This window comes from Enterococcus olivae, from assembly GCF_053760925.1.
Genome location: NZ_JBSMVT010000008.1, coordinates 42836 through 57208 on the forward strand (window position 1 = coordinate 42836; position 14373 = coordinate 57208).

Consider the following 14373-nt stretch of genomic DNA (forward strand, 5'->3'; position numbering starts at 1 on the left):
CTCCTTCCTTTTGCCTGTTTTTTGATAGTATTTTTAGTGTCGCAGCAATTTTAAAATTTTCCATTCTATATGTATGTTCGTTCCTGGCTTTGGCTACATTTTATTTATGACGTATTCAGGTCTTCAAAAAGAGGCATGTGCCCAAAGTATTGTTTGAACTCCTCAAATACTCAAAACTCTTTTTTTCTATCCTTAGATTTTTCTTTGCTCACTCAACAATTTGTGACACAAGCTCATAGGCTGATGGTTGCCAAAAAACAACAAAATAGATGAAATGAAGCAAAAGGTACTTTCCTAGTTTTGGAAAGTACCTTCAATCGCTGATCATATTTAAGTAACTTCATTCAATGCTGCTTTTTTCATCGTATAAACCAGCGGTAGTATCGATTGTTTCCATACCTGTAACAAGAAACCTACTCTTCGTTTGGATAAAAGAAGTTCATCATCCGTTGGAAACTCAATTCACTTCCAATGAAGTACACAATGTTTCCAATACTTAACTTTGCATAGGGACCAGGCGACAACAACAATTCACTTTCTGTTTGGATCGCAACGATCGTCGCTCCTGTTTCCTGCCAGATGTTTAATTCTACAACACTTTTCTCAAGGTGACGGGCTTCTGCAGTCAATTTCAATTCATAAGGAATAAATGGTGAAATATCCCTTGCTTGCCTCGTTTGATTAACCAGCATATCCAGTAATTCTGAAAAATTATTGAGTTCTTGTTGTTGTCGCTCCACACCATCCAGTATTTCCTGACGAATTTCCTGAATCGTTTGAACGTTTCTGTATTTTTCAACATATTCCTCTGCTTTTTCTCTGGAAGCTACATAGGCGCCACTACCGTGATGAACTTCCATAATCTCTAAATCTACCAATACATTGATGGCTTTTCTCGCGGTTTCTGGGGAGACATTGAAGTTACTCGCCAGTGTCGAGCGTGCATGGATTTTCTCCCCTACCTTATAGCGATTTTCAACGATTCTCTCTGCAATCTGAACAGCCATTTGCTGGTAGCGAGGCAACGACACACGTTTTTTGGGTTTTATCGTCTTTTTCATAGCCACACCATCCTGTCTTATTTTAAATGAATAGTATCACATCTTTTAAGAAGAAAACAAGAAGCTGTTTTATTTTCGAAAAAAGAAACACTGGTCTGTTACTATTATTTACAGTCGATTGGGCGAGGAATGAGACCACGCTATTGAAGAAAGTCTGCATCCCTCTTATTTCAAATCAATGGTCTCACAACAGCTGACGAACAAGCTTCGTGAGGTATCTTTCTTCTTGAATTTCTCTTGAGCCTTCTATTATACTCTTTTTATATGGACACATGCAGAAAGGAAGACTTCATGAAAAAAATAGCAATCATTGGCGGTGGCATCATCGGTGCTACCCTCGCCAACTATCTAAATACCGAAAAATTTGAGGTGACTTTGTTTGATGAAGGGATTGGACAGGCTACTGGAGCCAGTGCAGGGATCATCTCTCCTTGGCTCTCCAAACGTCGCAATAAAAAATGGTATCAGCTTGCCAAAGACGGGGCAGCTTTTTTCCCTCAACTAATCCAAGATCTGGCACTCGATTCATCGATCTATTCGGCCTGCGGTACCTTACTGTTAAGAGAAGAAAGTAGTTTGCTTTCACTGGCTGAACTAGCTGAAGAAAGAAAACTAGACGCTCCTGAGATTGGAGAGATTCGTTTGTTGTCTCCAGAAGAAACAGCGGAAAGACTGCCTCTATTAAGAGAACATACCTCCTTGTATGTTTCTGGTGGCGGTCGCTTGAATGGGCGGTCCTATTTGAAGAAAGCCTATCAACAAGCACAGCAGCATGGTGTAACGGTTGTGAAAGAAAAAGCAGTCGTCACACGTCAGGCTGAACAGTGGCAGATTCAGACTCAAAATCAAACATTCCTTGTGGATCAAGTGGCTTTTACCTCCGGACCTTTTGTCAAACCTTTGTTGGAACCCTTGGGCTATATTGTCGATATCCGTCCCCAAAAAGGCCAACTACTATCTTTTGAGACTCCTCTGAAGAACAGTGGTGACTGGCCGGTCGTCATGTTGGATGGCGAAGCAGACCTCATCCCCTTCCAAGGTGGAAAAATGTTACTTGGTGCCACCCATGAGAACGAAGGAATGTGGGATCTAAGACCGACAGAAGAAGCTTTTCATCAGCTGGTAGATGGAACCCGACACTTTTTAAAGGATCCCACGTTTTTTCAGCAACTGTCACCCGAATATTTGATCGGAACTCGTGCCTATACGTCAGATTTTGCTCCATTTTTTGGTCCTCTGGAGGATGATCCGTCTCTAGTCGTTGCTAGTGGCTTGGGTTCCTCAGGTTTAACCACAGGGCCTTACATTGGTTACCTGCTCGCACAGTATTTCAACACGCAAAATTGGGAAACGACTCATTACCAGAAACCAATCGATTTGTATGTGCATAAATAGTCATAAAAAAGCGTCCCCCAAACGTTAGACCAAAAAAGCTAACGTTTGGGGGCGCTTCAACTGAAACTTTTTTTATTTAAGTGTTCTTTTTTTCGATTGGATTCCCAGATAATAAAGAATCACAGAAACAGCCAGTAAAAATAAGATAGATTGAATCATCGGCATCAAATTGTAACGAGTCTTTTCCCAAAGTTTGGGGATGTCCTGAACCATATGAGTCGTTGGCAAGAGCTTAGCGACTACCTGAACAGCTTGAGGTAGCTGATTCGTTTGGATTCCCATCATTCCTGATAAGATCATGATCAGAAAATACACAGACATGACTGTTCCAAAGGTTGTACTGAATTTTCTCATCAGCAAGGAGATTCCGTAAGCTGCTAGAAACAAACTGAAACTTAAGATACAGATGCTTGCAACAAAGACGAGCAAGCCAAAAGTACTAGGTTTCGGCAAGGTCAAAAAAGGGGTGACTGCGGCAACATAAATACTGACCGACAAACTGGACATGATGAGCTGTGCCAAAAATTTGGCTTGCATTTGTTTCCTTTCCGTATATCCAAAAAGGGACATCCGCACAGTGACCTCCTTTTCAACCTCCTGAGAAAACAGGGCTGCAAAGCCAATAAAGATAACTGCCAAAGGAGAAATCAGCAGATTGGTCACAAACAATTGTGTGCTAAATACGCCAATGCCTTCTTCTGGAATCTGTTCCTTATAAATAAAGTAAAACAACAAAGTCATTAGAATGGGAAAGATGATCCCAAAAAGGATCGAAAAGAAGTTTCCCAATGAATTCAATAATTCATATTTTACATAACGTTTCATTTTAATTGCCTCCAATCGCATTCAAAGCCAGCAATTCAATGTCCTGGTTGCTTCGTTTGAAATTCATTCCCTTCTCGATCAAGAGTCTTGTCAAAGTAAGCTCTTGTTTCTGATCGTCACAGGCGATCGCTACAGTATTCTTCGGAGCAAGAAGTTGTCGGTAGCCTGTCAGCTCTAGCTGTTCCTCTTCATCAAAAGTAATGACTGAATGACCACAATATTTCTTAAACAATACGCGATGTGAATCAAAGGCGATCACTTTCCCTTCATGAAGGATCAATAATTTATTCGTCAATTTTTCCAATTCCTGGTAATAGTGAGTAACGAATAAAATGGCAGACTGCTTATCTTCATACCATTCCAAGATCTTTTGAATCAGCGCACTACGGGTCTCGAAATCCAGACCAGTCGTCACTTCATCAAAAAAGGTGATCGGTGCGTCTTGCATCAAAACCAAGATCAAGGTGAACCGTTGTTTTTGACCGCCAGATAAATCTTTGAATTTTTTCCTGAGATTGTTCTCGAAATCAAAGAATCCCACGAGTTCTTGTAAACGCTCATTGGTTTTGTAACTAGTTGCCAAAATAGCTTCCAAAATGACCTTACAACTGACAGTGTCTACATAATGATTGAATTGCAAATGGACAGCCATCTCTTCAGGCTTTATCTGAGAACTGATTTTGCCTTGATACTTGATCAATCCTAGACAAGCTTTGATCAACGTTGTTTTCCCCGCCCCGTTAGAACCGATAATACCAATCCGGTCTGTCGCCTTGATCTCAAGGGGTTCTCGAATATCTAGTGCTACCGTTGCCGGATAAACAACTTTTAATTGCTCAATCGTCATCATGTTTCTTCACTCCATTCTATTCGTGCTTCTACACCTCGTTCGGTATTTTCTATGACTGTCACCATTCCTAGCAGTTCGGAAAACCGATCGACCAAATACAACCCGAGCCCAGTACCAGCTTCTTCTTCCGCAGAATCCCGTACGAAGGGTTCTCGAATATGTTCAAGCAGTTCTTCTGAGATGCGAGCCTGCTCACTAATGATCGTCAAGGAGGTTCCGGTCAAAATAATCACCACTGAATGCTTTACAGGTGTGTACTTAACAGCATTTTGTAAAAGATTGTCGACAATAGAAAAGAACAAGTTTTCTTCGGTCTCAATCGTGACAGGTATCAGCTGAAAGTCTGTTTTCAATCCTCTTTGCTGGCTCTTTTCCTCATGATTTGCCCAGCTTCTTTTGATCAAGTTGTCGACAGCTATTGATTTAATGACTTCTCTTTCCTGCTCTTCAAAAAGAAACATCAGCTGTTGAACGATTTCTTGCATTTTTTGAAGTTCTTTATAAACGGCAGGTAAGTATTTGGGCGTGTCCTTAAATTTCCCTACTTTTTGGCTCATGCTTTCTACGAGCAAAGCTGCGGCAGCGATTGGTGTTTTCAGCTGATGAGAAGCGTTGGTAAGCAGAAGACGTTGCTTTTGATTCATCGCTTCCAATTCGTGATTTTTCTGATGTAGCTGCTGCAAATTATTTTGAAGATCCATATGCATGTTGTTCAGCGCATTTTCCAACACTTCAAATTCATCCCCTGTATTAGGTTGGTGAAATACTTGTCCCTTCGTCTCCTCTCGAGTTTGTGCCTGACTAGCCAGCATTTCAACCGGTCGCGCCAGCTTACGGCTAAACCAATAGGCAATCAGACACGAAAGGACGATCAAAACAGAGACGATCATCGGAATACTTTGGGCAACGATCGGCATTAATTCCGTCAATTTCGGTGTCATTGCTGAAGAAAAAGTTAAATAAAGATCCCCTTTGTCTTCCTTTAAGGCGTAATAGCTAGCATAGCTATTCACATTTTGTTCGATCGTTCCACCAGCAATGATGATGTCGTCTGAAGTCAGATAAAATTCTGCCGTCTCTGAGTCTTGTATCATCTCAAATGGATAGGTCTCAATATTTTGTAGCTCGACCAATCCCTGACTAATCGGCTGATAAGCGGCTACTACTCGTTCTTTCAAAGGTTCAAAATCCAGTGAAGCAAACAGTTCTTCCATTTCTTTTTCCGTCTCAACCGCTTCGAAGCCTGCTCGGATCTGATGATACATATTGGATAGCTCAGGATCTTTCAGAAGAAGATCCAGTGAAACATAAGGAGTGGAAACTTGTATCTTCTCTCCTTCAGCTGGGAATTTGACACTGGTTATCACAAAGTTGTCCGTCAATTGATAGTCCTCGCCAAAGGTTTTTCCTTCCATAAAACGACGATGGACATCTTCTAGCGTTTCAATGTATTGATCCGTTTTATAGCTTGCGTATAAGCCCGGTAGCATCCACATAAAGTAGCTAATGATCAATAAGCCCATGAACAAAGTCGTTAGTGCTGTATAGATCGCTGTTTTTTTTGTAAGCGTCATTGCGGCACCTCCTCGTAGCAGTAACCCACACCAATCACCGTTTTGATCACATCAAACGGTAATTTTTTGCGTAAGTTTTTGATATGGGCATCAATGACTCGATCGCTGACCATAAAGTCATCAGGTGCAATGATTTCCAATAGGTGCTCTCTAGTGTAAACACGTTGAGGATGCTGGTACATTGCTTCAAAAATCAAAAATTCGGTCACCGTCAGCTGCAAAGATGCTTGATCGTAGTAAACTTGGAAGTTTTCCTTTTTTACATCCAGACCTTGTTGAATAGGCGCCTCACTTTTTGTACGACGGAGAACCGATTGAATGCGCTTGAGCAATAGGATAGGCGAAAAAGGTTTGATGATATAATCATCTGCCAGTCGATTGAAGGCTTCCAATTGACTATGTTCGTCCCCAAGTGCAGTCAACATGATCGTGCCACAATGCGGCTGCAGCTGAACCAGTTGTTCCAAAATATCCAAACCTGAAATAAAAGGGACCATAATATCTAAAATCGCCACATCAAAAATTTGGCTTTGAATCAGCTGCCGCGCCTCTTTTCCATTAACAGCCACTTCAACGTGATAATTTTCAAGTGCTAAATACTCACATACTACTTCTCGAATCGTTTCCTCATCTTCTAAATATAAAACACGTATCATAAGGATTCCTCCTCCCTCTTTAGTAAACATGACCGCTGTGAATTTGATATGAATAGGGGATGAATTGAAGGGGTGCTCATTTTATCTTTTGTCCTGTTTGTCTGCATGAAAAAAGCCATGTACTTTGGGACATGGCTAAAAAACTATTTTTTCCATCGAAGTGAACGAATATGAGTCAATGAGTCGTCTTCGACAAATTGTTGATATTCTGATGATTCTAATGCATACAGCGCAATCTTTCCTTTTTCATCGCAGTGGATTCCCCAGCCATAACGTTTGACTAACGGCGAGGCACGAAAACAAGCCTGCCCTTTAGAGAAAAATAGTTCTCTGCTGATCCCTTTGTGTTCTGCGGTGGTAGCATAAAGAACATCATCCGAAGTAAAATGGTAAGGATTTCCTACAAGCAACTCGTACTGCTTTCTAGCAACCGTTGCATTTTTTCTGACAGGAGGCAATTCTGCAGTAGTGATTGGACAATCTTCAGGAACTTCAATAAAGGTATCATAATAATTGGTCGTATGGATTTTCATGGGAAATCACGTCCTTTCTTCACCTATCTCTACTATAGCAAAAATCAGCGTAAACAAAAAGAGCTGAAGTCTCCTTCAACTCTTTGTTCTGTTTACTGATTTAGAATACAGGAATCACTGCACCATTGTACGTATCATTGATGTAATCTCTCACTTTGTTAGATTGTAGAGCTGCAATCAATGCTTTAGTTGCTTCGCTGTCTTCTTCACCGGCTCTGACTGCTACGATGTTGGCATAGGTTTGGGCTGCTTCAGAGTCCTTGTCTTCTGTTTCCAAAGAATCTTCTTCTACATCAAAACCTGCTTCCAATGCATAGTTGGCATTGATAACTGCTACATCTACGTCTTGAACGGCACGTGCGATTTGAGATGCATCCAATTCAACGATTTCTAGATTTTTTGGGTTGGCTGCAATGTCACTAGGTGTTGTCGTAATATCTGCGCCATCGTTTAATCCGATCACACCTGCTGCTTCAAGAAGTAGCAGTGCACGAGCGCCATTTGTCGCATCATTTGGAATCGACACTTTACCGCCATCTGGAATCTCATCAAGAGAAGTTGACTGTCCTGGATAAATACCTAGTGGTTCAAAATGAATGCCTCCTGCAGAAACTAGTTCCGTTCCATGCTCTTCATTGAAGTTCTCCAAATAAGGGGCATGCTGGAAGAAGTTCGCATCCAAATCACCATCACTCAAAGCTGTATTCGGTAATACATAGTCATCAAAAACCTTGATATCTAGTGCGTACCCTTCTTCAGCTAGATCGTCTTTGATTTGTTCTAGAATCTCTGCATGCGGAGTAGAGCTTGCTCCTACGGTTAATGTTGTAGTTTCAACTGTAGCTTCCTCTGAACTCTCTGTCGTTTCTCCTCCAGACGAACATGCTGCTAGGCCCAAAAAGGCTGCTCCTAAAAACCCTAACCCTAAAACTCTTTTAAAATTCTTTTTCATATTATAACGCTCTCCTTGTCTTTTACATTTTTATATTTTTAAACTATCTCTTCATAGAAAAAATAGCTTATTCCCATTTTTGGCAATAAAAAAAGTCCTTTTATCAGTTAAACTGATAAAAGGACGAATAAACGCGGTACCACCTTTTTTCGGAAGAATACTCTTCCCTCAAGCCATCTCTATAAAACAGAAATGGTGTTCAAGATAACGACTGAACCATTCGAAATCACCTACATATCGATGATTTATCCTCAGAGACCATCTTCATTTTCTATCTCTTAGTTCTTTTCACCAGCCAGAACCTCTCTAAAAAGTCTTCAAAAACTACTCTTCTCTTCAAAGGATGTATGTGTTATGTTGTTGCTTCATAATTTACCTTATTTCCAATTGCTTGTCAATATAAAAATAAAGAAAGTTTGCTTTTATCTATTGTGACATCTCTTGAGCTGCAAGTTCCTAGCGAATAAGGATCAAGTCAAATAAACCCTCCTTGATAATCAGACTACGATGAATGAGAATGAAATAGCTCGTCCATCCTCTGTTTTTTATTTTCTTGATGCGTAGTAAGCAGGCAAAGAGAAGGCTAGAACCGCCACTAGTAAAAGCAAGGGCATATAATATTGAACACCTGTATCGGTCGTTGCTGAATGATTGAGCGTGGCCAAGTGTATAGCCATCGCGTCACCATGTTTCAGCACAGCAGTCTTTAGTCGATACATTTCCACCTCATGAGAGACTGCATTACGTACCAACTCATTCTGTTCACCAAAATTTTCTAAACTTAGTGGGTTTTCTTCTGTAAAAATGTGATTCCAACGATACCATTCACGATCGATCGCTCCTCCAAGATGTTCAGTAATCTCATCAATCGTTGACAGGACATAGTCGCTAGAGAAAACTCCTCTTCTTAATTCTGCATAACGAGTTTGTAACTGTTCGATAAAATGATGATCCGTCATCAATCGATCAAACCATGCCTTAGTTTGAAAAGCTGTCACTTCATAATTGAGAGGCTCCATTCGGTAATTGTCCATGGTTTCATCAAAATCCCAAATAGGACCCATTTTGAGTTTCCCACCTTGTTCCTTGTATAAGTAAGTAGAATTGACTCCTGCATCATAGTTAGCCAAAAATTCATTCACTAAGAAGTAATCAATAAAAGAAGCGACATCGATATAACGACTATAGGTAGCAAAAATATCTGGATCTTCTGAATATAAAACCCGTTCAATTCTGCTAAGATCATTTGTCACAAAGTCAATATCTTTCGAAGTCACATTTTTTCGTGTTGGATAGATCAGTCCTAGATAGTTTTCGCTCAGTCCCTCTTGCGTTGCCCAAGTGTCCAAAATAACCTCATCTTCACCGATTCGATCTCTTCTAGCAATATATGAAACAACTGGATCGCTGGGAGAACTAGATTGAATCGCCACTCGTTCCTCTCCTTGTTTGATATTTTCCATCAACAAGTGGACACCCTCATAATAATATTTCCCATTTTCATGGTACACCACTTCTGTAAAAAGTGATTCAGGTGTATAGGGAATGATCGCATCCCCCAATCGGAAGGCCAGATAGTTGCGCATCATACTTTTATCTTGCAAAGAACCATTCAAGATCCATTCGTGCTCAACTCCCATGCCGAAAAAATCTAGCTCTCGATCTTGCCCAGATTCTGTGACTAACTTAATCAAATACTGTGCTTTTTCGTAATTCATCGAGCTGTTCCCTCGACGTTTAATCTGTATCAAGCTTTCCTCTTGTGTAGGATCAGTCAATCGATTGGTTGTCCCATTATCAATGACTTTGATTGAGCCCTGACGATACGGTTCAAGCTCTGGAATCGGCCAAAAAATCCCTTCTTCGTCCTGTTCCATATTGATAGGTGGACGCTCTCCTCCAGAATCAATAACAATAAGCGGTAGATGGGTCTCAAAAGTTTCGTCAACTTCCCAATTTTCTTGAATAGCAGCAAGAGGAGCCTCTGCGATCGGTGCGGCTTTTAACGGTTCTTGATAGATAGACTTTTTGGCAGGATGAAGAACTGTTTCACTCCTCCATGCCAAAAAAATGATAAATAAAAGTAATAAGACAACAAAAATGCTTGTTTTCCGCCGATTGTACCTCATCTGTTCACCTCTGCTTTCAATGATAGTACTTCACAAAAAATTCCTCTTATCATCAAATGACAAGAGGAATTTCGTTGCTTCAGTTATTGACTAAAACTTCCACAAGCTCTGGAAACATCCACTCGTTTTTATATCGGTCATACAAACGATAGCTTGTGTCTATTTTATCATTACCACCTTGATCCCACCAAACATAAGGTACTCCCAATGAGCGGCTTTTTTGGACGATATATCGTGTCCATTCTATACGGTCAGTCAAATTGTCCTTGTCACCGGCAGCAAATTCAGTGATCACCACCGGAATCTTTTGTTGAAGAAAAAGCTCATCAATATCCTCAAAAAAAGCATCGAGTTCTCCGGTATCTGCTTTGTCTCGACTGTCAAAAGAGTGTGCGCTTCCGACATCTTGAGCAAAGTCATAAGGAGCATATAAATGAATGGACACCATCAAACGCTTTTCCTTAGGTAATTGAAAGGCTGACAAGGCAGCTCGTTCATAGCGAGCTGCATAGGTCGGTAGTAACAGGTATCTTTTTTGATTGTTGCCGCCCAGTTCACGGATCGTGTCTACAAACACCTCATTCAGCTGATTGACGATCTGCTGGGACTCAAAAGGCCCAGTTGTCCACTCATCTGCCGTCCCAATCAATCGTGGTTCATTCATACTCTCAAACAATAAACGCTCATCATAATCAGCAAATGTCTCACCGATCTGCGTCCATAAACGCTGCATCTTTTCCTCGGCAGATGAAAAATGAGTTTCGTCTGGCGTGTACCATTCTTCATGGTGTGTGTTAAGAATGACTTTAAGCCCTACATTCAAACTCCTATCAACCACTTGCTTGACCCGATCCAGCCAGCGCGAGTCGATCAGAAAGTCCTGATCGACATGCTCCTGCCAGGTCACAGGGATCCGAATCGTCTGAAATCCCGCCTCTTTGATCGCAATCAACAACTCTTCTGTGATTTCCGGATTTCCCCAATAGGTCTCATAGTCAGCAGGATCGTCTGTTTCAAAGTGTAGATTCCAGGTTTCTAAAGTATTCCCTAAATTCCATCCTGCTTTTAAGCTCTCTGCAAAACGCAATTCTCGTTTAGAAGTCGACACGTACCACCAACCTCCTATGACTAAAGCTATGATGAGCAATCCAGAACAAACCACGCTAATCCATCGGTTTGAGTTCATCGCTACCACCTAGTACATCACTGACCAGTGAGTCTGTATCATTGATTGCTTTTTCATCTTCTTCTTTGTTTCTTGCTTGATTGGCCCATTTAGTCAATGCACGCATTTGATCCGGTTCACGATAGATAGCTTCCAGATTCAATATTTTGTACAGCTTACTACCATCTCTTAATTTCTTCGTATATTCTCCTATCAAGCTGACATTGTCCGGCAATAGGCATTCGATTCGATTGTCCAAATGATTCGAGTCGGTCACTAAATACTGAAAATTGAAATTCGTGATATGGACTTGACCACCATCTTTAAGATCCACCGTTTCATTCATGTCGATACGAGCGGCTTTTCTATTATAATAGATAACCGGTTGTGCTCGTCGAACAATGTTCAAGCGCAGATCGTCAAACGTACTGTGGGAAGATTGTAAACTCTTTGGCAAAGTGTGCACGCGATCATACAAGATTTGCATGTACTGATCTTTACTATCAAGATAATCATTGATTTTAAAAGCATATTTCCATCCCTTCTGGTATTCATCCACATGGACGATTCGTGCCAGAACTTCTGCCTGATAGTAGTCCGTTTTGATCTGGATTCTTACATCGTTCTCATCATCGATAAAAGTAGATTCTTCTAGGAACAAAGAGACACCACCTTCTGAAATATCGATCGTCTGAGCATCCAGCCCCTCTTGATACTTGCTTTTGATCACAGCAGGTGTCGTGAGGGCAACACGTTCACTTTTCCGGTGAAAGCGTCGACCCAATACGAAAAACATCGCCATAATCAAATTGAATAGGTTGACAATCAGCCAGAACAAAATAACGATTGGTCCCATAGAGCCACTCTCGAGAATCATATAGATGATATTGAAGATTCCAATTACCGATAACAAGATGAACAACATGAAGGGTAATCCATAAATCAAATCCCCAGAATTTTCTGCTGTATTGCCGTCTTTTTTGGTTACTTTAAACTTTTTCAAACTAATGCCAAAAAATTCCTTTAAAACCGGGAATAACATAAACGGGAACATAGCTGTTTCATAGATATTGGTCCATTTTGTCGTTCGAATCTCACGACTCATCATTCTTAAGGTAATCGTACTAGACAGGTACATTGGCAACCAGAAAAGTAAAATTTGTGGCAAAGTTGTTTTAATAACCATAAAACCAAATGTTGCAAACATGATTGGTGACATGATATAAATCAGACGTTTAATCGGGGCATACCAATACCAGACAGAAGCCCAGTAGTTGGCTTTTTGAGAAATAGACAAGCCTTTGGTCAATAAAATATGCATCTTTCGTCCAGTCTGAATACAACCTCTTGCCCAGCGAATTCGCTGCTGGAGCAAATTAGGGAAATCTGTTGGTGACAAACCGCTGGCTAACTCTTCATTGATCGCATAACAGCGATAATCTGCCTTTTGCATCAGCATCCCTGTAGCAAAATCCTCGGTGATCGCATCTTCATAGAAGCCACCGATTCCATCCAGAGCTTCTCTACTGATCAGCGTATTGGATCCACCATAGATCACACTATTGGAACGATTTCTTGAAACTTGTACATCTTTATAAAAATAATCTTGTTCATTAGGAATTCGATTTTCCGAAAAAAGATTGAACTGGAAGAGATCGGGATTATAAAATGTTTGCGGTGATTGAATAAAGCCCATTTTGATTTGGTCTTTTTCTTCTTTCCCTTCATTTTTGATCCATGCATCAACAAAGTACGGAACCATTCTCATCAACAGGACTCGTCGTGGAATCATATCCGCATCCATCGTCAAAATAAGTGGTGAAGTGCTCTTAGCCATGGCATTGTTCAAATTACCCGCTTTTGCTCCCTTATTATCAGGCCGATCCAGATAATGAATCCCCATTTCCTCCGCAAGCTTTCTAGCTTCTGGACGTCGGTTATCATCACATAAGTAAATATGGACCTTAGATGGATCCGGGTATTCCAGATGCTTACAGCCATTGATGGTTTTATACAATAAATCCATCGGTTCCGTATAGGTTGCGATATAAACATCTACATCTGGAAATTTCTCTAGCGGTACATTCGGAACGGGCGGATTTTCTACCTTGTGCATGTTGTAGTAATGGACCATAGATTCTAATGCACCCATCACTTCAACAATGATCAAGGAAACCCCAATAATGATCGAAATAATGCCATATTCCAATGGCAACGTATAGCGAATACGCCAATACAAATAAATAAGATTTAAAAGAATTGTGATCCCAACCCAAATCTGATTACGATAGGCTTTGATTTTAGATGTTTTCTCATAGACAGGCGGGTTTAGTTCTACTGCCGAATCAATTGGTCTTTCACTCATTCAGATTCACTCCTTTTCTCTTTCGACAACGACTGACTCACCATCACTTTGCATGTGAAGTGATCCAGGAGCCGTAAAATACATTTCAGAGGGAACAGCCTCTAAGGCATCTTGGACTTCCTGATCGTTTGAATCAGATGTCGTAACCGTTATTTTCGGTTTAATTTGTTCAATAAATGACTGAGAAGACAAATTGGCACGTCCATGATGTGCGACTAAGTAGACATTGATCGATGGCCAGTTGACTTGCATCAATTCCTGTAGCCGTTTTGACTCGCTGTCTCCTACGAATAAAAAATTCACCTCTTCATGACGAAGCAACGTTGCTAGGGAATAATTATTGTCTTTTTTATAGTGTCGTTCCAACGGTGGGTAAATTGTTAAGCGTATAGCGCCCAAAGCAAAATTTCTAGGTCTGTTAGGATAGGTGACCGGGATATCCAAACTCGCCAGTTGCTGGTTCAATTGATTTAATTCCTCATGTTCCTTATCATAATAGGGCATGATCACATGCTCAACAGAAAATTCTTTTAAAACTTCCGGTACTCCCCCTATATGATCCTTGTCTGGATGAGTCAAAATCAAATAGTCGATCTGCTCAACCTGCTTCTCTTTTAAGAAATGAATCAGCATTTCTTGATCCGTTTCTTCCCCCGTATCGATCAACACCGTATTGGCTCCTTGTTGGATCAGCGTAGTGTTGGCATCATTTTCCGTTGAAAGAAAATAAACATCTACTGGCTCTTCCCTGTCTGTGAACGTATCTTTAAAACGAACGGCAACGAATGCGCCACCTAAAATCGAAAGAAACAGAATTATTTTTGCTACAAACCAGATTTTTTTCCATCCTTCACCTTTAATCGTCATC

12 protein-coding genes and 1 other annotated feature are annotated in these 14373 nt (G+C 40.7%); of the genes, 1 reads left to right on the forward strand and 11 read right to left on the reverse strand.

Translation table 11 applies throughout. The annotated features are described in order from the left end of the window. Positions 1 to 413: 413 nt before the first annotated feature. A complete protein-coding gene (locus ACWODM_RS07180) occupies positions 414 to 1061 on the reverse strand; it encodes a GntR family transcriptional regulator (protein WP_455320692.1) in 648 nt (215 codons plus the stop codon). 291 nt (positions 1062 to 1352) lie between these two features. On the opposite strand from ACWODM_RS07180, the gene ACWODM_RS07185 reads away from it, so the two are divergent. Beyond that, positions 1353 to 2456, forward strand: coding sequence for an NAD(P)/FAD-dependent oxidoreductase (locus ACWODM_RS07185; protein ID WP_455320693.1), 1104 nt, complete (start codon positions 1353 to 1355; stop codon positions 2454 to 2456). A 72-nt stretch (positions 2457 to 2528) separates the two neighbouring features. Here the strand turns inward: ACWODM_RS07185 and ACWODM_RS07190 are convergent, their stop codons facing one another. The 10 genes from ACWODM_RS07190 to ACWODM_RS07235 all read right to left on the reverse strand — a co-directional run bounded on the left by ACWODM_RS07190 (position 2529) and on the right by ACWODM_RS07235 (position 14372). Beyond that, a complete protein-coding gene (locus tag ACWODM_RS07190) occupies positions 2529 to 3281 on the reverse strand; it encodes an ABC transporter permease (protein WP_455320694.1) in 753 nt (250 codons plus the stop codon). A gap of 1 nt (position 3282) precedes the next feature. Next, a complete protein-coding gene (locus tag ACWODM_RS07195) occupies positions 3283 to 4131 on the reverse strand; it encodes an ATP-binding cassette domain-containing protein (RefSeq protein ID WP_455320695.1) in 849 nt (282 codons plus the stop codon). Then, positions 4128 to 5705 (reverse strand): ATP-binding protein, encoded by a 1578-nt coding sequence (locus ACWODM_RS07200; RefSeq protein ID WP_455320696.1) that lies wholly within the window; start codon positions 5703 to 5705, stop codon positions 4128 to 4130. The genes ACWODM_RS07195 and ACWODM_RS07200 overlap by 4 nt, the downstream gene beginning before the upstream one ends. Then, entirely contained in the window at positions 5702 to 6361 is a 660-nt protein-coding gene (locus tag ACWODM_RS07205; RefSeq protein ID WP_455320697.1) for a response regulator transcription factor, read from the reverse strand. The genes ACWODM_RS07200 and ACWODM_RS07205 overlap by 4 nt, the downstream gene beginning before the upstream one ends. A 143-nt stretch (positions 6362 to 6504) precedes the next feature. Then, positions 6505 to 6894 carry a DUF6157 family protein gene (locus tag ACWODM_RS07210; protein ID WP_455320698.1) on the reverse strand — a complete coding sequence of 130 codons (390 nt, stop codon included), beginning with the start codon at positions 6892 to 6894 and terminating at the stop codon, positions 6505 to 6507. Between the two features lie 100 nt (positions 6895 to 6994). After that, a complete protein-coding gene (locus tag ACWODM_RS07215; protein ID WP_455320699.1) occupies positions 6995 to 7846 on the reverse strand; it encodes a MetQ/NlpA family ABC transporter substrate-binding protein in 852 nt (283 codons plus the stop codon). 116 nt (positions 7847 to 7962) lie between these two features. Continuing rightward, positions 7963 to 8195: a binding site (T-box leader), on the reverse strand. Positions 8196 to 8391: 196 nt separating this feature from the next. Beyond that, positions 8392 to 9975 carry a CotH kinase family protein gene (locus ACWODM_RS07220; protein WP_455320700.1) on the reverse strand — a complete coding sequence of 528 codons (1584 nt, stop codon included), beginning with the start codon at positions 9973 to 9975 and terminating at the stop codon, positions 8392 to 8394. Positions 9976 to 10054: 79 nt separating this feature from the next. Continuing rightward, entirely contained in the window at positions 10055 to 11083 is a 1029-nt protein-coding gene (locus tag ACWODM_RS07225) for a glycoside hydrolase family 5 protein (protein WP_455320701.1), read from the reverse strand. Between the two features lie 55 nt (positions 11084 to 11138). Further along, complete coding sequence (locus ACWODM_RS07230; protein ID WP_455320702.1) at positions 11139 to 13505, reverse strand: glycosyltransferase family 2 protein; 2367 nt, start codon at positions 13503 to 13505, stop codon at positions 11139 to 11141. Between the two features lie 6 nt (positions 13506 to 13511). Next, entirely contained in the window at positions 13512 to 14372 is an 861-nt protein-coding gene (locus tag ACWODM_RS07235; protein WP_455320703.1) for a ComEC/Rec2 family competence protein, read from the reverse strand. Position 14373 lies beyond the last annotated feature (1 nt).

What these genes read in the sequence shown, in the direction of transcription:
- ACWODM_RS07215 (WP_455320699.1), bottom strand. Translation starts at nt 7,846, where the DNA reads ATGAAAAAGAATTTTAAAAGAGTTTTAGGGTTAGGGTTTTTAGGAGCA.
- ACWODM_RS07200 (WP_455320696.1), bottom strand. Translation starts at nt 5,705, where the DNA reads ATGACGCTTACAAAAAAAACAGCGATCTATACAGCACTAACGACTTTG.
- ACWODM_RS07230 (WP_455320702.1), bottom strand. Translation starts at nt 13,505, where the DNA reads ATGAGTGAAAGACCAATTGATTCGGCAGTAGAACTAAACCCGCCTGTC.
- ACWODM_RS07235 (WP_455320703.1), bottom strand. Translation starts at nt 14,372, where the DNA reads ATGACGATTAAAGGTGAAGGATGGAAAAAAATCTGGTTTGTAGCAAAA.
- ACWODM_RS07195 (WP_455320695.1), bottom strand. Translation starts at nt 4,131, where the DNA reads ATGATGACGATTGAGCAATTAAAAGTTGTTTATCCGGCAACGGTAGCA.
- ACWODM_RS07210 (WP_455320698.1), bottom strand. Translation starts at nt 6,894, where the DNA reads ATGAAAATCCATACGACCAATTATTATGATACCTTTATTGAAGTTCCT.
- ACWODM_RS07185 (WP_455320693.1), top strand. Translation starts at nt 1,353, where the DNA reads ATGAAAAAAATAGCAATCATTGGCGGTGGCATCATCGGTGCTACCCTC.
- ACWODM_RS07180 (WP_455320692.1), bottom strand. Translation starts at nt 1,061, where the DNA reads ATGAAAAAGACGATAAAACCCAAAAAACGTGTGTCGTTGCCTCGCTAC.
- ACWODM_RS07205 (WP_455320697.1), bottom strand. Translation starts at nt 6,361, where the DNA reads ATGATACGTGTTTTATATTTAGAAGATGAGGAAACGATTCGAGAAGTA.
- ACWODM_RS07220 (WP_455320700.1), bottom strand. Translation starts at nt 9,975, where the DNA reads ATGAGGTACAATCGGCGGAAAACAAGCATTTTTGTTGTCTTATTACTT.
- ACWODM_RS07190 (WP_455320694.1), bottom strand. Translation starts at nt 3,281, where the DNA reads ATGAAACGTTATGTAAAATATGAATTATTGAATTCATTGGGAAACTTC.